This window comes from Pedobacter humicola (assembly GCF_056490705.1).
In genome coordinates this window covers 500,009-521,877 of record NZ_JBWJIG010000001.1, presented here as the reverse complement: position 1 = coordinate 521,877, position 21,869 = coordinate 500,009, and the positions used below count along the sequence as shown (strand labels likewise).

Annotated in this window: 24 protein-coding genes; 17 read left to right on the top strand and 7 right to left on the bottom strand. The window is 37.6% G+C overall.

The window, feature by feature from the left end; translation table 11 throughout:
• Window positions 1-91: 91 nt before the first annotated feature.
• From AC04Q1_RS02145 to AC04Q1_RS02135, 3 genes are read left to right on the top strand one after another with little or no spacing between them, the layout of a single operon-like run.
• Window positions 92-1,159 (top strand): sensor histidine kinase, encoded by a 1,068-nt coding sequence (locus AC04Q1_RS02145; protein ID WP_478361365.1) that lies wholly within the window; start codon window positions 92-94, stop codon window positions 1,157-1,159.
• Window positions 1,156-1,854, top strand: a complete 699-nt coding sequence (locus tag AC04Q1_RS02140) for a LytR/AlgR family response regulator transcription factor (protein ID WP_478361363.1) — start codon at window positions 1,156-1,158, stop codon at window positions 1,852-1,854. The genes AC04Q1_RS02145 and AC04Q1_RS02140 overlap by 4 nt, the downstream gene beginning before the upstream one ends.
• A 21-nt stretch (window positions 1,855-1,875) precedes the next feature.
• Window positions 1,876-3,561: a MutS-related protein gene (locus AC04Q1_RS02135; protein ID WP_478361361.1), complete on the top strand. Its 1,686-nt coding sequence runs from the start codon at window positions 1,876-1,878 to the stop codon at window positions 3,559-3,561.
• A 179-nt stretch (window positions 3,562-3,740) separates the two neighbouring features.
• Here AC04Q1_RS02135 and AC04Q1_RS02130 read toward each other — a convergent pair whose 3' ends face one another.
• Both AC04Q1_RS02130 and AC04Q1_RS02125 read right to left on the bottom strand, forming a co-directional pair.
• The gene (locus AC04Q1_RS02130) at window positions 3,741-5,057 is read right to left on the bottom strand and encodes a nicotinamide mononucleotide adenylyltransferase (protein ID WP_478361359.1); all 1,317 of its coding nucleotides are present in this window, start codon (window positions 5,055-5,057) and stop codon (window positions 3,741-3,743) included.
• 254 nt (window positions 5,058-5,311) lie between these two features.
• Window positions 5,312-5,746, bottom strand: a complete 435-nt coding sequence (locus tag AC04Q1_RS02125) for an Hsp20/alpha crystallin family protein (RefSeq protein ID WP_478361357.1) — start codon at window positions 5,744-5,746, stop codon at window positions 5,312-5,314.
• A 76-nt stretch (window positions 5,747-5,822) separates the two neighbouring features.
• On the opposite strand from AC04Q1_RS02125, the gene AC04Q1_RS02120 reads away from it, so the two are divergent.
• A complete protein-coding gene (locus AC04Q1_RS02120; protein ID WP_478361355.1) occupies window positions 5,823-6,317 on the top strand; it encodes an acyl-CoA thioesterase in 495 nt (164 codons plus the stop codon).
• Window positions 6,318-6,452: 135 nt separating this feature from the next.
• Here AC04Q1_RS02120 and AC04Q1_RS02115 read toward each other — a convergent pair whose 3' ends face one another.
• A complete protein-coding gene (locus AC04Q1_RS02115) occupies window positions 6,453-7,868 on the bottom strand; it encodes an FAD-binding oxidoreductase (protein WP_478361353.1) in 1,416 nt (471 codons plus the stop codon).
• Between the two features lies 1 nt (window position 7,869).
• Window positions 7,870-8,238, bottom strand: a complete 369-nt coding sequence (locus AC04Q1_RS02110; RefSeq protein WP_478361351.1) for a dihydroneopterin aldolase — start codon at window positions 8,236-8,238, stop codon at window positions 7,870-7,872.
• Between the two features lie 113 nt (window positions 8,239-8,351).
• Between AC04Q1_RS02110 and AC04Q1_RS02105 the strand changes: the two genes are divergently transcribed.
• The 5 genes from AC04Q1_RS02105 to AC04Q1_RS02085 all read left to right on the top strand — a co-directional run bounded on the left by AC04Q1_RS02105 (window position 8,352) and on the right by AC04Q1_RS02085 (window position 11,594).
• The gene (locus AC04Q1_RS02105) at window positions 8,352-9,542 is read left to right on the top strand and encodes an acyl-CoA dehydrogenase family protein (protein WP_478361349.1); all 1,191 of its coding nucleotides are present in this window, start codon (window positions 8,352-8,354) and stop codon (window positions 9,540-9,542) included.
• A 136-nt stretch (window positions 9,543-9,678) separates the two neighbouring features.
• Complete coding sequence (locus tag AC04Q1_RS02100) at window positions 9,679-10,077, top strand: GxxExxY protein (RefSeq protein WP_478361347.1); 399 nt, start codon at window positions 9,679-9,681, stop codon at window positions 10,075-10,077.
• Window positions 10,078-10,133: 56 nt separating this feature from the next.
• The gene (locus AC04Q1_RS02095) at window positions 10,134-10,514 is read left to right on the top strand and encodes an SRPBCC domain-containing protein (protein ID WP_478361345.1); all 381 of its coding nucleotides are present in this window, start codon (window positions 10,134-10,136) and stop codon (window positions 10,512-10,514) included.
• A 12-nt stretch (window positions 10,515-10,526) separates the two neighbouring features.
• A complete protein-coding gene (locus tag AC04Q1_RS02090) occupies window positions 10,527-11,339 on the top strand; it encodes a hypothetical protein (RefSeq protein ID WP_478361343.1) in 813 nt (270 codons plus the stop codon).
• Window positions 11,340-11,381: 42 nt separating this feature from the next.
• The gene (locus AC04Q1_RS02085; RefSeq protein ID WP_478361341.1) at window positions 11,382-11,594 is read left to right on the top strand and encodes a hypothetical protein; all 213 of its coding nucleotides are present in this window, start codon (window positions 11,382-11,384) and stop codon (window positions 11,592-11,594) included.
• A gap of 65 nt (window positions 11,595-11,659) precedes the next feature.
• Here AC04Q1_RS02085 and lysA read toward each other — a convergent pair whose 3' ends face one another.
• Window positions 11,660-12,826, bottom strand: a complete 1,167-nt coding sequence (gene lysA, locus AC04Q1_RS02080; RefSeq protein WP_478361339.1) for a diaminopimelate decarboxylase — start codon at window positions 12,824-12,826, stop codon at window positions 11,660-11,662.
• 165 nt (window positions 12,827-12,991) lie between these two features.
• On the opposite strand from lysA, the gene AC04Q1_RS02075 reads away from it, so the two are divergent.
• Window positions 12,992-13,156, top strand: a complete 165-nt coding sequence (locus AC04Q1_RS02075; protein ID WP_478361337.1) for a hypothetical protein — start codon at window positions 12,992-12,994, stop codon at window positions 13,154-13,156.
• Here AC04Q1_RS02075 and AC04Q1_RS02070 read toward each other — a convergent pair.
• Entirely contained in the window at window positions 13,145-14,458 is a 1,314-nt protein-coding gene (locus AC04Q1_RS02070; protein ID WP_478361336.1) for an aspartate kinase, read from the bottom strand. The genes AC04Q1_RS02075 and AC04Q1_RS02070 overlap by 12 nt on opposite strands.
• Before the next feature lie 261 nt (window positions 14,459-14,719).
• Here AC04Q1_RS02070 and AC04Q1_RS02065 point away from each other — a divergent pair, with 261 nt between their 5' ends.
• A complete protein-coding gene (locus tag AC04Q1_RS02065) occupies window positions 14,720-16,456 on the top strand; it encodes a phospho-sugar mutase (protein ID WP_478361335.1) in 1,737 nt (578 codons plus the stop codon).
• A 142-nt stretch (window positions 16,457-16,598) separates the two neighbouring features.
• On the opposite strand, the gene AC04Q1_RS02060 is transcribed toward AC04Q1_RS02065, so the two are convergent.
• The gene (locus tag AC04Q1_RS02060; RefSeq protein WP_478361333.1) at window positions 16,599-17,333 is read right to left on the bottom strand and encodes a beta propeller repeat protein; all 735 of its coding nucleotides are present in this window, start codon (window positions 17,331-17,333) and stop codon (window positions 16,599-16,601) included.
• Between the two features lie 289 nt (window positions 17,334-17,622).
• Here AC04Q1_RS02060 and AC04Q1_RS02055 point away from each other — a divergent pair, with 289 nt between their 5' ends.
• The 6 genes from AC04Q1_RS02055 to AC04Q1_RS02030 all read left to right on the top strand — a co-directional run bounded on the left by AC04Q1_RS02055 (window position 17,623) and on the right by AC04Q1_RS02030 (window position 21,731).
• The gene (locus tag AC04Q1_RS02055; RefSeq protein WP_478361331.1) at window positions 17,623-17,994 is read left to right on the top strand and encodes a hypothetical protein; all 372 of its coding nucleotides are present in this window, start codon (window positions 17,623-17,625) and stop codon (window positions 17,992-17,994) included.
• Between the two features lie 173 nt (window positions 17,995-18,167).
• Window positions 18,168-18,938 carry an MbnP family protein gene (locus AC04Q1_RS02050; RefSeq protein WP_478361329.1) on the top strand — a complete coding sequence of 257 codons (771 nt, stop codon included), beginning with the start codon at window positions 18,168-18,170 and terminating at the stop codon, window positions 18,936-18,938.
• Window positions 18,939-19,976: a cytochrome-c peroxidase gene (locus AC04Q1_RS02045; RefSeq protein ID WP_478361328.1), complete on the top strand. Its 1,038-nt coding sequence runs from the start codon at window positions 18,939-18,941 to the stop codon at window positions 19,974-19,976. It abuts the gene before it with no gap.
• Window positions 19,939-20,916 (top strand): transporter, encoded by a 978-nt coding sequence (locus tag AC04Q1_RS02040; RefSeq protein WP_478361326.1) that lies wholly within the window; start codon window positions 19,939-19,941, stop codon window positions 20,914-20,916. Before AC04Q1_RS02045 ends, AC04Q1_RS02040 begins: the two co-directional genes overlap by 38 nt.
• A 10-nt stretch (window positions 20,917-20,926) precedes the next feature.
• Entirely contained in the window at window positions 20,927-21,358 is a 432-nt protein-coding gene (locus tag AC04Q1_RS02035) for a hypothetical protein (RefSeq protein WP_478361325.1), read from the top strand.
• Between the two features lie 112 nt (window positions 21,359-21,470).
• Complete coding sequence (locus AC04Q1_RS02030) at window positions 21,471-21,731, top strand: YHS domain-containing protein (protein ID WP_478361323.1); 261 nt, start codon at window positions 21,471-21,473, stop codon at window positions 21,729-21,731.
• Window positions 21,732-21,869 lie beyond the last annotated feature (138 nt).

The window sequence follows — 21,869 nt, the reverse complement described above, 5'->3', positions numbered from 1 at the left end:
TCCCGATGCGCTAATCTTTAATAATATCAGTAGCCCTTAAAATTCGATATGATGAAACACCTTAAAAAACATAATAAATAATAACTTAGCGATGCAAAGCGCCAAAGAAAAAATAATGACGATTAATTTCTCAAAAAAGTGGATAAAGGTGACCCTTCATATTTTGGTTTGGGTTATTTTAATCACTTTGCCTTACATTATTAATGTGAATAGAAGTCGTCCTCCTCATCCATTAAGCAGCTACGAAGAAACTCAGTTTTTACGGTTAAATTTTATCAGTTACTTTTATTGGATTGCTATTTTTTACTTAAACAGTAAGGTTTTAATTCCTTCTTTCTTCTACACGAAAAAATATCTATGGTACGGGCTGTCATTCGCGGCCTGTTTACTTCTTGCCATTACTGTCCACTCCATATTGTTCCATATTTTATTACCCGATTTTAACTTTAACTTGGGCAGAACACTTTGGTTTAACACCCCTACATTTCTATTAACCATTGCGGCAAGTACGGCCTTTACCATGATTTCTGACCGGATTAGTGAAGAAAAACGGTCTTTACAGCGCGAACAGGAAAACATGAAAACCGAGCTTTCGTTTTTGCGCTCGCAGATCAGTCCACACTTTATCTTTAATGTACTGAACAATATTGTGGCATTGGTAAGGTTAAAAAGCAACGAACTGGAGCCAACAGTAATGAAATTATCTGGTTTAATGCAATATATGCTGTACGAAACAGACGAAGAAAAAGTATCCATCAAAACGGAAACTGAATATCTACAGGCCTATATCGACCTGCAAAAACAACGTTTCGGAAAAAAGGTAGAGATTGAAACCAGTATGCATATCGAAAGCGAATTTGATGAAATAGAACCAATGTTATTGATTCCTTTTGTCGAAAATGCCTTTAAACACGGGGTTGGGATGATCGAAAAGCCTAAAATATTTGTTGATCTGAAAACAGAAGATGAGCAGCTGAGTTTTATTATAAAAAATAAATTCAATCCAGATGAAAATGAGGTAAAAGATACTGCATCGGGTATCGGACTTACCAATGTAAGCAGACGATTAAACTTGCTTTACGGTAAAAACCACCAATTGGAAATAGAAAAAAAGGATGGTTGGTTTAATGTGCACCTCACCATAAAATTAACGGCATGATAAAATGTTTAGCTATTGATGATGAGCCTTTGGCCTTACAATTATTGGCTGATAACATTAGCCGCATTCCATTTTTAGAGCTGGTAGCCAGTTGCGATGATGCTTTTGCTGCCAATAAAATCATGCAGGAACAATCGATAGATCTGATTTTTATCGATATTCAGATGCCCGGCATTACCGGATTACAGTTTATCCAAAGTTTGGTTAAAAAGCCTATGGTAATTGTTGTAACGGCATATAAACAATATGCTTTGGATGGTTTTGCACTTGATGTGGTAGATTATTTAATGAAACCGGTATCACTCGACCGTTTCATGAAAGCCTGTAATAAAGCCAAAGATTTGTACGAACTTAAGCAGTCTGCGGCGCAATCCAATCTGCCTAAACAGGATTATATGTTTGTGAATGTGGGCTATAGCTTAATGAAGATCAACTTCAACGATATTACTTATGTGGAGGGGTTAAAAGATTATATCCAGATTCACACTTCTATTAGTCCGAAAGCGGCCGTAGTCCGTTCGAGTATGAAAAATATAGAAGAGGAATTGCCTGAGCATTTCGAAAGGATCCACAAATCCTTTATCATAAATATCAATAAAGTAACTGCGATCCGAAAAAATGCATTATTTATAGAAGATAAAGAATTGCCTGTTAGTGACAGTTACAGGCAGGTAATTGAAAAATTATTAAAATAAAAACATTATCCTGTATATTTTATGCTTTCAGCGCATTACATAACCTACATCATATTTGGAATTGCAGCATTACTGTTCCTTATCTTATTTAACTATTTTGATAAAAGGAAAAAGAAGCAGCAAATTTTAAAAGATCTTAAAGAAAATTGGGGGAAAGTAAAAACAGATTTTATCAATTTCGATAAGGCAAGTTGGTATGCCACCTATGTAAAGCACCATACTTTCCACGTACTTTCTCCTCAAACTATGGCCGATATTGATTTCGATCAGCTATTTGCAAAGATCGATCGCACAAGCAGCAAAATCGGTCAACAATTTCTTTATAACAAACTGGCAAAACCCACCAATAACCATGAAGCACTTAAAAAAATAAAAGATCAGAGTTCTTTTTTTACAGCAAACCAATCCATAAGGGAAAAAATCCAGGCCGAATTGATTAAACTCAATAGTAACGATAGTTATGCCGTGGTGTTGCTGTTAAATGATCAATTGGTAGAAAAACCATCATGGTTTAAGTGGTTATCCATCGATTTGATAATTTTAGCCATCTTGCTAATCTTGTCAATTAAAATATCCGTTTGTTTGATACTGGCGCTTCTTCTAATTACTTTTAATGCTACCTATTTAAACTATTGGAATAAAAGACACCTGCTCATTTTTACCAAATCGCTATCTCAGCTAAATATGTTAATTGAAGTTTCGAGAAAACTCGTTAAAGAAAAACTTCCCTTTGAAGTGGAGCGCATTAAAAATGCCATTCCGGTTTTTAAGAAATTTCAGAGCAGGATTCGCATTCTTTACCTGGATTTTAGTCGAAATAATCAGGGTGATATAAGCCAGATCCCACTTTATCTCTTCGAGATCATTAAAGCCGCTTTTCTGATCGAAATTTTTACCTTTTTTAAATTGATCAAACTGATCGAAAATTCGCAGGAAGAAATCTTAAACCTCTATCAATACGTCGGTGGTGTTGATATGGCTATATCCGTAGCTTCGCTAAAGGCAAGCGAAAATACCTGCGAACCTCAGTTTAGCCAAGCTTACAAAGGAGTCGAATTTAAAGGAATTAAACATCCGTTAATCGAAAACTGCATCGGCAATACGTTGAAGCTTGATGGAAAAAGCATATTGATTACGGGATCAAATATGTCGGGAAAATCAACTTTCTTACGTACTATAGCCATCAATTCGTTACTCGCTCAAACGATTTATACCTGTTTTGCTGAAGAGTATAAAGCACCATTTTTCAGATTATACACCTCAATAAGAATCGATGATAATTTATTTCAAGGGAAAAGTTATTTTTTAGAAGAAGTAGATGTGATGTCTTCTTTGATCAATGCAGTTGAAAGTAAGGATCAAAATCTTTTTATTTTGGATGAAGTATTTAAGGGTACAAATACCGTCGAAAGAATTGCTGCTGCAAAAGCCATATTATCCCACTTGAACCGCAAACAGAATTTAACTTTTGTAGCCACTCATGATATTGAATTATCAAACCTTCTTGAAGAAGAGTACGCACTTTATCACTTTACCGAAACCATAGCCAATGACGAACTTATTTTTGACCATAAATTAAAAAAAGGGCCTCTTAAGACCAAAAATGCCATCAAAATTTTGGAAATGTCCAATTATCCTAAAGAAATTTTACTGGAGGCCTTTCGGATCAGTAAAAATTTGAGTACTAAAGACAGGTTGCATACATAGGTAAGCAAACATATAGATGTAAACAAGCATTGAAACGGCCTCTAAACTAGCATCAGTGGCTCTTTTGTAACAAAAAAAGGGTAAAGTAGCCTATTAAATGATGAATTTAATTTCTAATCACATCGAATTTCGATTAATGGATTGCTCCACTGCAATGCAGATTTTCGACAGATTAATTCTTAAACTGTCTTCACTTCATCCTCATTATAATCTTTAATATCAGTGATATAACCATTGATTAAAAGGAAATCGAATAAAGGTTTAGCTTCAGGTGTGACTGGCATATTTGCTGTTGTAATAACCTGATTGGTCTTTTTATCCAGAAATGGATAAGCAAACAACCGTACATTGGTATTGAACATATCGTTTACATAGCTCAATAACTGACCTGAGTAGTTTTCGCCTGTGAAGTTCTTCGAATTGAATACAAATTTTAAGTTGTTGATGTTGGTCGCCAGGCCAACGCTTTTTGGCTTACACCTGGCCAAATATTTTGCAAGACGGTTATGACGCGTAAAGTTCGAAACGATCACTATATTTCCCGTATCGCACATTTCCTGAGCACGTTTAGCTACAGATTCTAAATCAATATCATCTGGTGTTTCTTGTGCATCGGTTAAAACATTGGTCAACAAAACCTCTATCATCACCGCGAGGTTCCCCTCCGCTACTTTGTTTGTACGTTTAAACTGATCGGTAGCTTTATTAAAAAGATTAAAGTTGGGCAACGATCTCTGTCCATATTTGGTACGCAAGATCATGATATCCTTTTTATATAAAAGATCTTTGGCTTGACGTGGGTGTGCATCTGCGTCGAAAATTGCCGCTGCGGAGAAATCCTTCATAATCATATACAGATTAAGCAAGATATTATCAACTTCAGGAAAGGCTGGTCCCTTAACCGAGATCAAATCGATTTCTACCGAACCGATGGTTAAATTATCAGCCAGCGATTCTACCATAATTTTAGGGTCCTGATAATGGTAAAAAGCCGCATAAAGCAAGTTTACACCAATGATACCAAGCACACGCTGTTGCATATTTACATCGGTATCCAGCAAACGGACGTGGAAAAATATTTCATTCGGCATCCCTCCAGGCTCACTTTGGAAACGGATTCCAACCCAGCCATGGGGTTCGTTGGTACGTTTATAATTTAATGTGGTGACGGTATCTGCAAAGGCAAAAAAGGTACGGCTTTCGTATTTTTCACCTGATAAGCGTTCGTTAAGTAAACCGAATTCGTGATCGAGCATTTGTAAAAGCCTGTTCTGACTCACATAACGGCCATTGGCTTCTGCTCCGTAGATGGCATCGCTAAAAGTCATATCATAAGCCGACATGGTTTTAGCAACTGTTCCAGATGCTGCTCCTGCATTGAAAAAATTCCTGGAAACCTCTTGTCCAGCGCCAATCTCGGCGAAAGTGCCGTAAATCCTCGGGTCAAGGTTTATTTTAAGTGCTTTACGTTTAGTATCCAGAATTTCTCTCTCCATGCCGCAAAAGTACGAAAAATGAGATTAAGGTGATTTTAAGATTGCAACTTAAAATCAATCTAAATACCACCATAACCATTCTTCACCCCTAATCAATTTCAGGGACAATGATGTCTAAAACATGCTGATTATATAGCTGGGCAATACCGAGGGCTTCAAAAAAAAATAAGGTTAATACCATCCGGCATTAACCTTATAAAACCTAAACTTAAACCTAAACTATTATGAAAAACCCTCTTTCGAGAATATTTTTATTACGATACTACAATTTCTTTATGCTGTAATTTAGCATCGTCTTTTTTACTGATATTGATTGATAAAATACCGTCCTTGTATTCGGCAGTAATGTTATCGCCATCAGCGCTATCTGGTAAATTAAATGATCTTGCGAATGAGCTGTAATCAAATTCTTTACGTGTAAAATCTTTTGCTATCTGGGTTTCGTCTTTTTTAACTTCTGCCCAAACAGAAAGGTTGTCTTTTTTTAAATTGATCTGAAAATCTTCTTTCTTTAAACCAGGGGCAGCTAACTCAATCACATATGCAGTTTCATTTTCATAAATATTCACATTAGGTGATTTATCAACCAATTTGTTTTTAGTTACTGCATCGCTAAACAATGAATCAAAAACATTGTTAAAGTAAGGAGCTGTGTTACGGGTTCTGTTGTTAAAATTTACTAGTGTCATATCGCTTATTCTTTATTTTTTTAATTTTTAAATTGATAATACACCATATTCAACTTACATACCAAACCAATAATTTATGATTTTTAAGACATTTTGGCAAAATAAATCCAAATCAAAAGACAAATTGGCAGAAATTAAAGGTTTTTCGGACAAATTCAACTACAAAACCAACATCCACCTGCGCTTCATCGATTTTGATATGATGGGTCATGTAAACAATTCTATTTACTTTACCTACCTGGAAATTGCCAGAACCAAGTACTGGGAGGAAATCATCAAATGGGACTGGAAGAAAACCGGGATTGTAATTGCTCATGCAGAGCTAGACTACATTTTACCGATTAAGATGAACGATAAAATTGCTATCCACGTGAAGACATCAAGGATTGGCAATACAAGTTTTGATCTGGACTATCAGATCGTTAAGCTAAAAGGAGCAGAAGAAGTAATCTGTAGTAAAGGGAAAACGGTATGCATTGCTGTTGATTATGCCACAGGCAAACCAACTGCAATACCAGAGGAAGAAAAACAAAAGATGCTTGGTTTTGAGCAATTAGATCCCAACCCCTAAAGGGGCTTTTTGAATGTTTATCAGTATTGCTTAAAGTGTAAATAAAATTGATTTCCTAATATTAATTCTTTTTGCATCTTAAAAAAAATCACCTTGCTATATTTAGCAAATTCCCGTATCGCCTGTAATCCCCTGTTAGGGGTTAGGGGTATCAGGCATAATTTTACCTGGATTTAAGATCCCTTTCGGATCAAAAACATTTTTAATGCCCCTCATTAAATTCAGGTGGATCTCCGAGTACTTGATCGGCATAAACTCTTTTTGAACCAAACCGATACCGTGTTCGCCGGATAACGTTCCGCCTAAAGCGGTGGTTAACTCAAATATTTCAGCGATGCCAAACTTAAGTTTGTTCTTCCAATCTTCATCACTCATACCGGCTTTTATAATATTTACGTGCAGGTTTCCATCGCCGGCATGTCCGTAACAAACACTCTCAAAGCCATATTTGCCGCCAATTTCTTTTATTCCATTGATGAGCCCTGGAAGCGCTGCCCGGGGTACAACAGTATCTTCTTCTTTATAAACTGAGTTAGCCTTGACTGATTCGGCCATTGTTCTGCGCATCCGCCATAACTCTTCTTTTTGAGCGGCTGTGTCTGCAAACAAAACTTCGGTACAGCGATGCTCTTCTAAAACGATATTGGTTTTTTCACAGTTTTTAAAAATGTCGTCTAAATCATCTCCATCAAACTCAATCATCAATAAGGCGGCCACCCCATCTTTTAAATCAAACTTAATATCATCGAATTTTATGACCCACTCCACTCCTTTGCGTTCCATAAATTCTAAAGCCGATGGTGTAACACCTGCCCTAAAAATGGCCGAAACTGCAGCACATGCATCTTCGTTGGTATTAAAGGAGCCCATCATTAAAACCGATTGCGTTGGCTTTGGCAAAAGCTTGGTTACAATTTTAGTTACCACGCCCAAAGTACCTTCTGAACCGATCATCAACTGCGTTAAGTTATAACCAGAGGCATATTTTAGGGTGTTGGCTCCCGTCCATATAATATCGCCATTAGGTAAAACAACCTCAAGATTTAAGATATATTCGCGAATGGTACCATATTTCACTACCCTTGGTCCGCCAGAGCCATGGGCTACATTGCCGCCGATAAAGCAAGAGCCCTTGCTGCTTGGATCAACCGGATATAAAAACCCTTTTTCGGCCACAGCATTGATAAATTCTTCTGTAATCACGCCCGGTTCAACCGTGGCCTGCAGGTTTTCCGTATCAATATCAAGGATAGCTTTAAATTTTTCCATTGATAAAGAAACACCGCCATAAATGGGCAAGGCAGCCCCACTCAAACCCGTACCGCCTCCACGGGGAGTTACCGGAACATGATGTGCGTTACATATTTTGAGTAAAGCAGAAACCTCTTCAGGCGTTGTTGGCTTTACGACCAACTCCGGTTGATAACGTAGATCTTCCGTTTCATCATGACTGTAATTTTCTAAACTCTCCGCATCAGTAAAAACTTTTTCTGCTCCTACTGCAGTTTTAATTTCTGCTAAAATTTCAGGACTTATCTTTGTAAAATTCATTTTAATTGGCTGATGTGTAGGTTAGCTTAACAAAAGAGTGCCCGATCTGACCAGGCATTGGCGGGTTTAATTTCTTCATACTAACATGAATGGTATCGACATAAGGGTATAGCTCTATCACTTTCCAAATGATATTGTGTAATACCGTTTCCAATAACTTTTGGCTGTGTTTCATTTCCTCGAGAATAATGTTGTTGAGGTCCTCATAATTAACGGTCTGCGACAATTCATCATCAAAACCTTGTGGTGTAAATTCGGTTTCCAAATCTACAACGAAATGATTTCCAGTAAGTTGCTCTTCCGGATAATATCCGTGCAAGGCAAAGCATTTTACATCTTTTAACGCTACAGTTTGTTTAAAAAGGCTCATGTATGTTTTGTAAGCTGCAAAATTAATTTTTTATTCATGAATATAATGCCCCTTGCCGTAAATTGTTACCTTTGAAATCAACGCGATTTCTTAACCAGATAACACGAAATTACATGAGCAAATCAGTAAAAAAGGACCTGTACGAGGCACCAGACTATTATTTATTGGACGAATTGTTGACCGATGAACATAAATTAATTCGTGCAACTGCCAGAGATTGGGTAAAAAAAGATGTAAGTCCGATTATTGAAGATTATGCGCAAAAAGCAGAATTCCCGAAACATTTGATAAAAGGACTTGCTGACATTGGTGCTTTTGGTCCTACTATCCCGGTTGAATATGGCGGTGCAGGACTAGATTATACCGCGTATGGAATTTTGATGCAGGAAATTGAACGCGGTGATTCTGGCATTCGTTCCACGGCATCGGTGCAAGGCTCTTTGGTGATGTACCCCATTTATGCTTATGGCACCGAAGAACAGCGCAAAGAATATCTCCCTAAATTAGCCAGTGGCGAAATGATGGGCTGCTTTGGACTAACGGAACCCGATCATGGTTCTAATCCTGGTGGAATGGTAACCAATATTAAAGATGCAGGAAGTCATTATGTTTTAAATGGCGCCAAAATGTGGATCAGCAATGCACCATTTGCTGATATTGCGGTGGTTTGGGCAAAAGACGAATCGGGAAAAATTAGGGGATTGGTGGTAGAACGTGGAATGGAAGGATTCTCAACCCCTGAAACACATCATAAATGGAGCCTACGTGCATCGGCTACAGGTGAGCTTGTTTTCGATAACGTTAAAGTGCCAAAAGAAAATATCTTCCCCGAGATCAGCGGATTAAAAGGGCCATTGGGTTGTTTAAATCAGGCCCGTTATGGTATTGCCTGGGGTGCATTGGGCGCAGCAATGGATTGTTACGATACAGCTTTACGTTATTCGAAAGAACGCGTTCAGTTCGGAAAACCTATAGGTGGTTTTCAGTTGCAACAAAAGAAGTTGGCAGAAATGATCACTGAAATTACCAAAGGTCAGTTATTGGTTTGGCGTTTAGGGGTTTTAAAAAGCGAAAACAGAGCATCAGCCGAACAAATCTCGATGGCCAAAAGAAACAGTGTAGAAATTGCATTGGATATTGCCCGTAATGCCCGCCAAATGCTTGGCGGAATGGGTATTACTGGCGAATACTCCATTATGCGCCATATGATGAACCTGGAATCGGTCGTTACCTACGAAGGTACACACGATATACATTTACTGATCACTGGAATGGACGTGACAGGACTAAATGCATTTAAATAACGTCAGGATTAAAAAGATTAAAAGATTTTCGTGATGCCAGAACCTAATAGTAGAATAGATAATAATTGAAGTTGGTAACTTAGATAGTTTTATCCCTAACTATTGTCTTGAACCAAGTGCTAAAAACATTTACAAGATGGAAATAGATGAGATAACCTATAAAATAAACGGCTGTGCTATGAAAGTACATAATACTTTGGGCAACGGTTTTCAGGAAGTTATTTATCAACGATGTTTAGCTATTGAATTCAAAAATGCTCGGTTAAACCTTAAAAGAGAAGTTGAGCAAGCTATGTTCTATAACGAAATGCATGTTGGCACAAGAAGAGCAGATTTTGTAGTCGAAAATCAAGTAGTAGTAGAAATTAAGGCATTAATAAATTTGGAAAATGCACACTTAGTTCAAGCTAAAAATTATGTTGTTGCTTATGGGTTTTCTATAGGATTATTAATTAATTTTGGCGCTACAAGCCTCCAGTTTAAAAAGATATACAACTCAAAAATCAATAAATATAAAGCAGGATTGGAAAAGTAAAGATTTTTATTACAGACATTAATCATAAAAATCCATAAATCCAGCAAATCACGATCATGAAAGACTTTAAAAAATACACCTACATCCCTGCTCCACCTGAAGAAGTTTATTTAGCGCTTACCAAAGAAACCAGTATAAAACTATGGACGGGTGCAGATGTTGAATTTGAAGAAGTACCAGGAACGGAATTTTCTTTTTGGGATGGCGATATTACCGGGAAAAACATAGAATTTACCTATGGTAAACAAATTGTACAACAATGGTATTTTGGCGAAGAAAACGAAGCCTCAATTGTAACCATCAAACTTCACGAAGATAAAAAAGGAACTTCGCTTGAATTTAAACAGACCAACATTCCTGATGAAGATTATAAAGATTTTACTGACGGTATTGAGGAATATTTCCTGGGTGGTTTAGTAGACTTCTTTGATGAATAAACAAATTAAAAAATGAAACATAAAATTATCGTTCTCTCTTCTTTCCTTTTTCTTGCCATATTTACTTCCTGTACATCTTTTCTTACCCCAGCTATTCTGGGGAATAATATGGGCTATATGCCAAAGGCAATGGTTGCGGATAGCGTTAAAACTTTAACAAATGTATCAGCAAGTTATGCTGGTTCCATATCACCAAGTGCTGGTACAGGTTTCCAATTGGGAATGGCCAATATAAGCCGTTCGCATACTTTCAAAAAATCAAACATTTCTTATGGGATGTTCGCTTATGCGGGAGAGGCCTCGGGTGGCGACAATGACAGCAGCGCAGAGAATTTAAAGAATTATCTTCCCTCCTTTAAAAAATCCATCAGTGGCGTTGGCTTAAGATTTTCTGCAGGCCTTCACCATTCCTCGGCTAATGGTAATACGGATTTTAGGTATATTAATTTTGAAAATGCAGTTAGTTTTGAGGGTGGCGGTTACACCAGGTTCAGACAAGAGGTTTACCATAATCACATTCCTGACTATGTAGCTGTTTCAAACAGAAAGGTGCTTTGGACCACAGGGTTATCTACAGAGGTAATTTGGAGAGTAAGGGATAACCATGATATCCGGCATGCTTTTAGACTTTTTATTGGTGGCACTCCTAACTTTGCAAATAGTTTTAGGTCTGGCATCAAAACAAATGATATCATCAGCGGAAAAAATTCAATGGGTTGGGTTTTCAACTATTACCTGTATTTCAAACGTTTTTCTTTTTCTTTAGAAATGGCCGACAATGTTAATTATGCGCAGAAAATAAGCCTGGGTTATTCATTTCAATAAAACATAATTAACCTGCCGTTGTTCTGATATAAACAAAACATCATGAACAAAACGGTAGGACTTATATTAATTGTGGTTGGAATTGCTATGCTGATCTGGACAGGTTTTACCTATACCAGAAAAGAAAAAATTGTTGATGCGGGCCCTATTCAAATATCGGCCGACAGGGAAAAAGCTGTCAACTGGCCGCCGTACGCAGGCGGTATTATTTTGATAGCAGGTGTAATCGTATTTGTGGCGTCGAAGAAGAAATAATTAGGTTTGTCATGTCGAGCCTGCCGAAGAACTTTGAAACACTCCTACAGGCTCAATATGACATTTTATATCTCGTAACTATAAACTGATCTTATCGCATCTCTCAAATTATATTTAGAAGCCATTACCTCTCCATAAGCACCCGCACTACGGATGGCAAAAATATCGCCTCTGAAAGATTGTGGTTGCTCTACTTCTTTACCAAAGCAGTCTGTACTTTCACAGATCGGACCTACGATATCGTATTTAACTGTGCCTTGAGCCTTGAGATTTGAGATTTGAGACAGATTTTCGATTTTATGATAAGCCTGATACAGTGCCGGACGCATTAATTCAGTCATACCAGCATCCAAAACCACAAAGTTTTTCTTCTTTCCGTTTTTAATGTACAATACCCTTGTAATTAAAGAAGCTGACTGTCCTACTAATGCTCTTCCCAATTCAAAATGTACTTCCTGGCCAGGTTTAACGGTTAAAAATTCATTAAAAATCTTAAAGTATGATTCAAAATCCGGGATTTGATGATCTGGGTTGTAATAATCAATCCCTAAACCACCACCAACATTCAATACCTGAAGATTAAATCCCTTATCCTCAAACCATGCAGCAAATTCGTTTACGCGAACGCAGAGATTCTTATAAACATCCAGATTGGTAATCTGAGAACCGATATGAAAGTGGATCCCGATAAACTTTAGGTTCGGTGATGCTTTTAATGTTTCGGCACATTCTGGCAAATCCCATGAATTGATTCCAAATTTGTTTTCGTCCAAACCAGTGGTGATGTTGTGGTGTGTGTGTGCATCAACATTAGGATTGATCCTGATGGCTACCTGGGCAATTTTACCCTTCTTAGCCGCAAGCTCATTTAAAACTTCTAATTCCTGAATAGATTCTACATTAAAGCAGAAAATATCAAGGTCTAAAGCCTCATTAATTTCTTTATCAGATTTGCCAACCCCGGCAAAAACTATTTTTTTATTGTCGAAACCAACTTCAACTGCTCTTCTCACCTCACCTGCACTCACACAATCTGCACCAAAACCAATTTCTTTGATCTGGTTAAGCAGTATGCTATTGAAATTCGCTTTTAGGGCATAATGGATATGAAATTGATACGGAGCTGCTGCATCTGCACAAGTGCGCAGTGTTTTTTGCAACAAATCGGTATCGTAATAGTAAAAAGGCGTTTCAATATTGTTAAACTTTGATATATCTTTATCGGCGAACATGTTCAAATTCCTTATTATAATTTTAATTTTATTCTTTGGGCTAATTTATTTGGGTAACTACCTGGATTTAAAGCGTGGAAGAATTACCCAGAAACAATACAATGGAAAAATCCGGTTTTTTATCGTGTTACTCCTTATTGTACTATTTCTTTTATTTATCAAAAAATGAAGATAGCGGCCGCCATATTTATTGTTCTTATTCTTTCTGCAGGATTGTATAACTCGTACAAAAAATATAAAAATGGATTATTACCATCAAGGTTTCTGGCTTTTCACTTCCTGATCGGATTGCTGGTAATAATCGGCGCCTTCTTCCTCTTATTCGAATAATCTATTGTGCAGGCTTCTTAAAGCCTCGGTTTTATATTCGCTTAAGATTAATAGCGAAACGTTGTAGTTACTTCCTCCATAAGAAATCATGCGGATTGGAATATGCTTTAAGCCTTCTAAAACCCTGCTGGCAAAACCATGCTTCTCTGAACCGAAATCGCCAACTACACACACAATACTGTGATCGGTATCAACCTCGACAGTTCCAAAACTTTCTAGTTCTTCTATAATCTGTGGCAAATGTGCAGTTTCATCAATCGTTAATGATACGGCAACCTCAGAGGTTGTAATCATGTCAATTGGTGTTTTATACCGTTCAAAAACTTCGAAAACCCTACGCAAAAAACCATAAGCCAACAACATTCTGCTCGATTGGATACGGATTGCCGTAATGCCGTCTTTAGCCGCGATCGATTTGATTTTACCTTTTTCACTATCGTGAGTAATCAAGGTACCCGCTGCAGAAGGTTCCATGGTATTTAACAAACGAACCGGAATTTTATATTTCTGTGCCGGGAAAACAGATTGTGGGTGTAAAATTTTTGCACCAAAGTAAGCCAATTCCGCTGCTTCATCAAAAGATAACTGGGCAATTGGTTTGGTTCCTTTAACCACGCGTGGATCATTGTTGTGCATTCCGTCGATATCCGTCCAGATCTGAACTTCTTCAGCCAGGATTGCAGCACCCAATAGAGATGCGGTATAATCGCTTCCACCACGGCGCAGGTTATCTACCTCACCAAAACTATTGCGGCAGATGTATCCTTGCGTAATAAATAATTTATTTTCTTTATGCTGCTCCAAAAGCGGAGTTAAATGTTTTGTGGTAAAAGGGATATCTGGTTCGTTATCTTCATCCGTTTTCATGAAATCTAAAGCTGGCAGCAATACCGATGGTACACCGATCGACTTTAAATAAATATGGTATAAAGTTGTAGATAATAGCTCACCTTGTGCCAATACTACTTTCTCTTCAATTGAAGTGAAAATATCATTTGCCAATCCGGCCAAAAAACCGAAGTGGTAATCGATCACTTCATTTCCCTGCTCCTGAAATTCGGCAACCGGCAATAACTCAACAACAAAAGTTTTATATTTTTGATATAGATTTTCAACGCATTCGCTCCCCTTCTTCTTATCTCCAGCTAAAAAATAATTTGCAATTTCTACTAAACTATTTGTAGTTCCAGACACGGCTGATAACACTACAATCTGTTCTTCATTTGGATTAACGATATCCAACAACTTCGTCATGCGCTCAGGACTACCTACAGAAGTACCCCCAAATTTTAATATTTTCATCTGTTAAATTGTTTTTTCACCCATGATCATGCAACGGTAACCTGCCGGTTTTACAAGCATTTTAAAAAAGTTACATTCGCGTCACATTAATAGTGGATTTTCTTTATTATTGTATCGGGGCGTGAAATTAAACAAAAGCTGCTTAAAAGCAACACCCTCAACAAAATAAAATTTGGATGGGCTGAAATAAATTCGTTTCTACCAAACATCATTCATTAAAATTTGTTCAACACCAGATATTAAATTAAAAAAGACAGCTCAATGCAGGCAATCGACCAATCAACGCAAGCCACAATCAATCAGTGGTTAAGTGGGAATTATGATGAAAATACAAAGGCAGAAATTCAGGCCCTTGTAGATAAAGATGCAACTACCGAATTAACAGATGCATTTTATAGAAGTTTAGAGTTTGGAACGGGTGGTTTACGTGGCATTATGGGTGCAGGTTCTAACCGGATCAATAAATACACCATCGGCACGGCCACACAAGGATTGGCCAACTACTTAAACAACAAATATCCTAACGAAAAAATCAAAGTGGCTATTGCGCACGATAGCCGGAACAATTCTGATTACTTTGCTAAAATTACTGCAGATGTATTCTCAGCAAACGGAATCCATGTTTATTTCTTCTCTGCGTTAAGACCAACACCAGAACTTTCTTTCGCCGTACGCCATTTTGGCTGCAAAAGCGGTGTAATGTTAACGGCATCGCATAATCCAAAAGAATATAACGGTTATAAAGCTTATGGTGCCGATGGCGGCCAGTTTACTTCTCCCGATGATAAATTGGTCATCGATGAGGTAAATAAGATTAAAAGCATCGACGAAGTAAAATTCGACCGTGTGGAATCCAATATCGAGTTGATTGGTGAAGATGTAGATAAACTTTACTTAGATGGCATTACTGCACTTTCAATCTCTCCCGAAGCGATTAAAAGACAGCACGACTTAAAAATTGTATACTCGCCAATCCATGGCACGGGAATTACCCTTGTACCTAAAGCTTTGGCTCAGTTTGGTTTTACCAATGTAACTTTGGTTGAAGAGCAAAGCACACCCGATGGTAATTTCCCAACAGTAGTATATCCAAATCCGGAGGAAAAAGACGCATTAACCTTAGCCATGAACAAGGCAAAGGAAATCGATGCTGATTTAGTATTGGCAACCGATCCTGATGCCGACCGTGTGGGTATTGCGGTAAAAGATAACGATGGTGAATGGGTATTGCTTAATGGTAACCAAACCGGAAGTTTATTAATTAATTATCTTTTATCTGCCTGGGAAGAAAGCGGAAAGTTAGACGGAAATCAATTTATTGTGAAAACCATCGTTACCTCTAATCTAATCGAAGCGATTGCCAAACAGAAAAATGTAACTTACTACAATACCTTAACCGGATTTAAATACATCGGTCAGTTGATGACGGAGTTAGAGGGTAAAAAATATTTCATAGGTGGTGGTGAAGAAAGTTACGGCTACTTAATCGGCGATTTAGTGCGTGATAAGGATGCTGTAGTTTCTGCAGCTTTCATCTCTGAAATGACAGCCTACTACAAAGATAAAGGCGCAAGTTTATACAATGCATTGTTAGACATGTATGTAGAATATGGCCTATATAAAGAAGATTTAGTTTCACTAACCAAAAAAGGTAAATCTGGTGCAGAAGAGATCAAAGCCATGATGGTTAAATTCAGGGAAAATCCTCCTGCAACATTGGGTGGATCGAAAGTTTCGATATTAAAAGATTACGAATTAAGTCAGGAAACTGATTTAGCAACCGGAAAAGTAAGCAAACTGGATTATCCAACTTCGGATGTTTTGCAGTTTATTACAGAAGATGGAAGTATCGTTTCTGCCCGTCCAAGTGGTACAGAACCAAAAATTAAATTTTATTGCAGCGTTAACGCACCGTTAGCCGATAGAAAAGATTTTGATTCGGTTAACGCGCAACTTGCCGAAAAAATCAAAGCGGTAATGGCCGATCTGCAGGCATAGTTTTACGGCACAGGCACCACAGACAGAAATAAAAAACACAGATGAAGGTGATTCATCTGTGTTTTTTATTTAGTATTGTCTTGACGCGAGCATCGTTTTTCAGCCAAGGAAATACAGATTGACATGGAGAAATCTGCTAACCTTAATCAATCAGTTGCGATACATTTTTCTTAGAAATATAAATAATTGCAGCGTCACTTTTCTCAGCAGATAAATACTTACCTGTTTTTTTATCGTGAATGGCTCTTCCTGCTGAAACGTAGAGTTTTCCTGATTTATCCGTATGTATGTTATTGATCTGATTATCAAAGGGAACCTGCAGTATTTTAGAAGTTCCATTTTTAAAAATTTGAATATCGCTTTTTAATACATAACCAGACCAAGGACCTGAATGCTCATCAAAAGGCTCAATATTTTCTTTGAGCTTAATTTTAAACTGGTTATCTAAATAAAGTGTTGCAAACTCCTGAAATCTTTGTTCTGAAATACCATATTTGCTGCACCAATCCCAGGTAGAACCCTTATCTAAGCTAAAATACTGACTAAAGGTTGCCATTCTTAGATTATCTTTTAGCAAACCATTAGATTGCAGTGCAAAAATAGTATCCTTAACCGACAGAAAACCGTAAATGGGTTGATTATTCACTTTGGTTTTTCGCCAGGTTTTGCCTTTATCGGTGGTTTGATAAACCTCGGTAAGTGTGGATACCATTAAAGTATCGTCAATGTCCCCATAAACAGCATGGGCTTCTCTCCCATTCGCGATTTCAATCCTGATCCAGTTCGGGTCGTTAAATGTGGGCGGTACATCCGGCACCTCTTTTTTTGCGCATGAGGATAATACCATCATCACGGCAACAGCTTTAAGTAATTTCATCGGTTTCAATTTTTGTGTAATGCAAGATAAATAAAAAAACGTCATAACTAAAAAAGCAGGTGAATTTAATAATAAGGGTTTTTACTGATTGCTCATGATTTGCCGCGGCACTTCAGGAAACTTTCATTGTAATTTTGCTTGAAGCATTAACTAAGTGACCTGATGATTGAAATTCAAAAATTTTGCACTATACAATTCCAAATAGATCTAAAGTTTTAAGAAATCTATATGCCTTTTTATTTTTTCTTTGCTGCAATCAATTTCTTTAATACTTTTGCAGCGCAATACCATGTTCAAAAAAATCTTAATATATCTGATCATTACATGTACCGTTAGCAACGGTTTCATGCAGCTGGTGGTTTATTCTGGTTATAAAATGAACAAAGAATACATCACGAGTGTATTCTGTATCAATAAAGAACATCCTGAATTGCATTGCGATGGACAGTGTTTCCTAGCCAAAAAATTAAAAGACCTCGATGGTAAAAACAAACAGGCTCAGGAAAACCTGAAAAGAGTTGCAGAGGCTGAACCCAGGTTTCAGACAGTCGTAGTAAATCACCATCTTCCCTATTTCATTATCACTTCAGAAAATCTTTACATCGAAAAACCGGTTAAAGATCTTTCTATTTCTATTTTTCATCCACCGAAAACGGTTTAAGTAAATCTTTTTCTTCGATCGTCACCTCGATCCGATAAATTATCGGAGTTAATTCAGGGGCTGCAATATTGCATTGTTAGTAAGATGCTGAAATGAATCCGATAGCTATCGGATCAGCATGACGGCCGTATTAGAATTTCTTTAATACTTTTTACTTATCCAATTTCTTTAAAATGAAAATTTCAACCTATTTTTTGGCATTGTTATGCCCTATTATATTACTTTCATCTTGCAAAAAAGATGCAGATGAAGTTGCCGCAGATACCAAATCCACTTTCTCTATCGAATTCGAAAATCAGGTAAATGGGAGTCCGCTGGTTTTAAATACCACTACATACAAAAATGCCAAAGGCGAAGATTTTAAGATCAATGTATTTAAATACTATGTAAGCAATATCAAATTAAGTAAGGCTGATGGAACAACTTATCTGATTCCTGAAAGTTATTTCTTAATCGATGCTTCGAAAACAGAATCGACCAATATTACCTTAAAAGATGTTCCAACCGGCGATTATACCAAAATTGAATATACGATTGGTGTAGATTATGCCCGTAACTTTGCAGGTGCGCAAACAGGTGCTTTAGATCCAATTAATGGCATGTTCTGGACATGGAACAGCGGTTACATCTTTGTTAAACTGGAAGGAACTTCTCCGCAATCAACAGCAGCCGGAAACGCGCTCACTTTTCACATTGGTGGTGTTACTGAACCCAAAAATACCATCAGGACCTTTGCTACCGAAATCAATGCTGCAAACCCGCTTCGCGTGAGAACAGATGGTAAACCGAACATGCACTTTATCGTAAATGCGGCTGCGCTGTTTACCGGTAAAACCGATGTGAGTTTCGCCACTTTAAATTTCACCATGGGCGATGCAAATTCGGTAATTGTGGCCAACAATTATGTAAATGGTTTATTCCGTTTAGATCACATCCATAACTAAATGTTAAAGAAAATAACCGTCTTCGCAATGCTTTTTTTAAGCATTGCGTTGATGTATGCCTGTAGCAAGAACGAAGATGAAGTAGCTCAGGAAGAAAAGAAAGTCACCTTTTCAGTTCCAGCCAACTTCCCTGCTCCTGCATACAATTTCGAAGATAATAAGTTAACCAACGCAGGTTTTGCATTGGGCAAAAAGTTATTTTATGAGGCCCGGTTATCGGCCGATAAAAGTGTGTCATGCGGAAGTTGTCACCAACAATTTGCCGCCTTTACCCAGCTCGATCATAAGGTTAGTCATGGAGTAAATAACTGTCAGGGGAAAAGGAACACTCCCCCCCTTGTTAACCTGGCCTGGCAAAAAGCCTTTTTTTGGGATGGTGGGGTAAAAAACATTGAAACTTCACCGTTAAATGCCATTACCGATGCCTGCGAAATGGGAACAGATATACAAACCATTGTTGCATTTCTGAAAAATACCGCACCTTATCCTGATTTATTTAAGCAGGCTTTTGGCTCGACGGAAATTAATTCGCAATTGATTTTAAAGTCGATTACCCAATTTACGGCGGTACTGGTTTCGGGCAATTCGAAATATGATAAAGTAATACGTGAAGAGAGCGGCGCTGTTTTTACACCTGAAGAATTGGCTGGTTATAATCTTTTCAAAGAAAAATGCAGCTCTTGCCATGCGGAGCCATTTTTCACTGATTTTTCTTACCGCAGTAACGGATTGGATCTGGTAAGCACAGATGAGGGGCGTTCGCACATTACTGGTGTAGCCTCAGACTTTGGAAAGTTCCGCGTTCCGACTTTACGCAATATCGAATACACCAGTCCGTACATGCACAACGGACGTTTTTACAGTTTAGACGAGGTTTTAGAACATTACAATTCAGGTGTAAAAGCGTCAGCAAATCTTGATGTCCAACTCAAAAATGGCATCCCTTTAAACACAACAGAAAAAGAGCAGATCAAAGCATTTTTAAAAACATTAACAGACCATGAATTTATCAAAAATACATTATACAGCGAGTCGTAAGCTATTGATTTTAGTTTTCGTACTCATGGGCAGTCAGGTTTTCGCCTGCGATATCTGCGGCTGTTTTATGGGTATTACGCCATACTATAACCGCAATAGCATCAGTCTTTTATACCGCTACCGTTCGTTTAGCGGTTACGAAGGACAATCGCATTCCCTTTTTCCAAATGGTGGGAATTTCTTTATCCCGGCCCGGAGTCAGGATTCACCAATCACCAATCATGCCGGTAATCCGGATGATTATGAACTTTACCGATCCTTAGAAATCAGAGGTAAATATTTCATCAACAGCAGACTAGAAATTAATGCGATTTTACCTTATGTTTCCAATAGCGAACGCTACAATGGTTATACTTCATCAATATCGAGTTTAGGTGATGTCAATTTGTACGCAGGTTATCATCTTGTTCAAAAACTGGAAGATAATTTCAAACAACAGCTGATTGCCGGAGCAGGGATAAAGTTGCCTACAGGCAAAAACGATTTCAAGAATACCGCTGGTATCCGTTATTCATCATTGATGCAGGCAGGTACCGGAAGTACCGATGGTTTTATTTATCTCAACTACATGGTTGGTTTGGGTAAATTTGGGGCAAGTTTAAATACCTCTTATAAGGTTAATGGAACCAACAGCCGTGACGAAGGAATTGCCAATAGCACTACCAGTTTCCTTAATATTTTTTACACGCAGAGCATTGGTAAGGACGTAAAAATCATGCCGTCGGCGCAGTTTTTTTACGAATATTCTGGAGGAGAAAAATACAAAGGCCAAAAAACGGGAGAACACGTCATGAATAACCTGATGGGTGGCCTGGGTGTAGATGTTTTTTATAAAAATATAGCCTTGAATGTCGGTGTCCAAAAGAATATTTGGGAAGCGGAAACCGATCACCCCATGAGTGCTGGAAAAGCATACATTGGATTAACCTATAATTTTTAAACAACAGCATATGAACAGATTAAGTATTACGATGTTATGTCTGATCTCGGCTTTGCTTTTTTCCTGTAAAACGGAACCAGACGCAAAGGCGATACGTCAGGAAGTGTTAAATATCCATGATAAACTGATGATTGATGGCGAAAAAGTAATCAAAAACAAAATGAAGTTAGATACCTTGCTGGTTTCTGACCGGGTTAAACACGCTCCGGATTCAGTCGTACAAAAACAGAAAATTAACGATTTAATTAGCCGGTTAAATGCCGCTGATGAAAAAATGATGGATTGGATGCATTTCTTTAAAGATGATTTTAAAGGGAAAACAGCTGAGGAAGATCTTGATTACTACAAATCAGAAATGGTTAAGATCAGGGCCGTTGAAGATGGTTATATCAAGGTTACGAGAGAATCGGATTCGTTAATAAGAATATATCATGTAAAATAAATAGTTAATAAGTCGGAGGTCCGAAGACCGGAGTCAGAAGATATGAAGTTTAGCCGTTAAGCCCGAAACCTCGATTTTCGAACTGCCAACCCCATACTAAAATAAATTCAAAATGAAAAAATCAATCTTAGCAATAATCCTAATTGGATTAACAACAATAGCACTAAAATCAAATGCAAACTCCGATATCGATGGAACAAAAACAAATTTGATCGATTCAGCAAAGAAAGTGGTGGTAGATCCAGTTTGCAAAATGAAAGTAAAAGCTGAGACAGCTAAAACCACGGTTTATAATAAAGTTACCTATAGTTTTTGCTCGGAAAGTTGCAAACAAAAGTTTGTAACGGAGCCAGCGAAGTACATTAAAAAGTAAATTAGTCGGGGGTCCGAAGACCGGAGTCGGAAGATATTGAGCCATAAATTTTATACGCCCAAACTTCTGACTTTCGGACATCTGACCCCGCACTTTTCCAAACAATTAACGTTCCAGACAAAATTACCTCGTATATTT

What these genes read in the sequence shown, in the direction of transcription:
- AC04Q1_RS02145 (WP_478361365.1), top strand. Translation starts at nt 92, where the DNA reads ATGCAAAGCGCCAAAGAAAAAATAATGACGATTAATTTCTCAAAAAAG.
- AC04Q1_RS02140 (WP_478361363.1), top strand. Translation starts at nt 1,156, where the DNA reads ATGATAAAATGTTTAGCTATTGATGATGAGCCTTTGGCCTTACAATTA.
- AC04Q1_RS02135 (WP_478361361.1), top strand. Translation starts at nt 1,876, where the DNA reads ATGCTTTCAGCGCATTACATAACCTACATCATATTTGGAATTGCAGCA.
- AC04Q1_RS02130 (WP_478361359.1), bottom strand. Translation starts at nt 5,057, where the DNA reads ATGGAGAGAGAAATTCTGGATACTAAACGTAAAGCACTTAAAATAAAC.
- AC04Q1_RS02125 (WP_478361357.1), bottom strand. Translation starts at nt 5,746, where the DNA reads ATGACACTAGTAAATTTTAACAACAGAACCCGTAACACAGCTCCTTAC.
- AC04Q1_RS02120 (WP_478361355.1), top strand. Translation starts at nt 5,823, where the DNA reads ATGATTTTTAAGACATTTTGGCAAAATAAATCCAAATCAAAAGACAAA.
- AC04Q1_RS02115 (WP_478361353.1), bottom strand. Translation starts at nt 7,868, where the DNA reads ATGAATTTTACAAAGATAAGTCCTGAAATTTTAGCAGAAATTAAAACT.
- AC04Q1_RS02110 (WP_478361351.1), bottom strand. Translation starts at nt 8,238, where the DNA reads ATGAGCCTTTTTAAACAAACTGTAGCGTTAAAAGATGTAAAATGCTTT.
- AC04Q1_RS02105 (WP_478361349.1), top strand. Translation starts at nt 8,352, where the DNA reads ATGAGCAAATCAGTAAAAAAGGACCTGTACGAGGCACCAGACTATTAT.
- AC04Q1_RS02100 (WP_478361347.1), top strand. Translation starts at nt 9,679, where the DNA reads ATGGAAATAGATGAGATAACCTATAAAATAAACGGCTGTGCTATGAAA.
- AC04Q1_RS02095 (WP_478361345.1), top strand. Translation starts at nt 10,134, where the DNA reads ATGAAAGACTTTAAAAAATACACCTACATCCCTGCTCCACCTGAAGAA.
- AC04Q1_RS02090 (WP_478361343.1), top strand. Translation starts at nt 10,527, where the DNA reads ATGAAACATAAAATTATCGTTCTCTCTTCTTTCCTTTTTCTTGCCATA.
- AC04Q1_RS02085 (WP_478361341.1), top strand. Translation starts at nt 11,382, where the DNA reads ATGAACAAAACGGTAGGACTTATATTAATTGTGGTTGGAATTGCTATG.
- lysA (WP_478361339.1), bottom strand. Translation starts at nt 12,826, where the DNA reads ATGTTCGCCGATAAAGATATATCAAAGTTTAACAATATTGAAACGCCT.
- AC04Q1_RS02075 (WP_478361337.1), top strand. Translation starts at nt 12,992, where the DNA reads ATGAAGATAGCGGCCGCCATATTTATTGTTCTTATTCTTTCTGCAGGA.
- AC04Q1_RS02070 (WP_478361336.1), bottom strand. Translation starts at nt 14,458, where the DNA reads ATGAAAATATTAAAATTTGGGGGTACTTCTGTAGGTAGTCCTGAGCGC.
- AC04Q1_RS02065 (WP_478361335.1), top strand. Translation starts at nt 14,720, where the DNA reads ATGCAGGCAATCGACCAATCAACGCAAGCCACAATCAATCAGTGGTTA.
- AC04Q1_RS02060 (WP_478361333.1), bottom strand. Translation starts at nt 17,333, where the DNA reads ATGAAATTACTTAAAGCTGTTGCCGTGATGATGGTATTATCCTCATGC.
- AC04Q1_RS02055 (WP_478361331.1), top strand. Translation starts at nt 17,623, where the DNA reads ATGTTCAAAAAAATCTTAATATATCTGATCATTACATGTACCGTTAGC.
- AC04Q1_RS02050 (WP_478361329.1), top strand. Translation starts at nt 18,168, where the DNA reads ATGAAAATTTCAACCTATTTTTTGGCATTGTTATGCCCTATTATATTA.
- AC04Q1_RS02045 (WP_478361328.1), top strand. Translation starts at nt 18,939, where the DNA reads ATGTTAAAGAAAATAACCGTCTTCGCAATGCTTTTTTTAAGCATTGCG.
- AC04Q1_RS02040 (WP_478361326.1), top strand. Translation starts at nt 19,939, where the DNA reads ATGAATTTATCAAAAATACATTATACAGCGAGTCGTAAGCTATTGATT.
- AC04Q1_RS02035 (WP_478361325.1), top strand. Translation starts at nt 20,927, where the DNA reads ATGAACAGATTAAGTATTACGATGTTATGTCTGATCTCGGCTTTGCTT.
- AC04Q1_RS02030 (WP_478361323.1), top strand. Translation starts at nt 21,471, where the DNA reads ATGAAAAAATCAATCTTAGCAATAATCCTAATTGGATTAACAACAATA.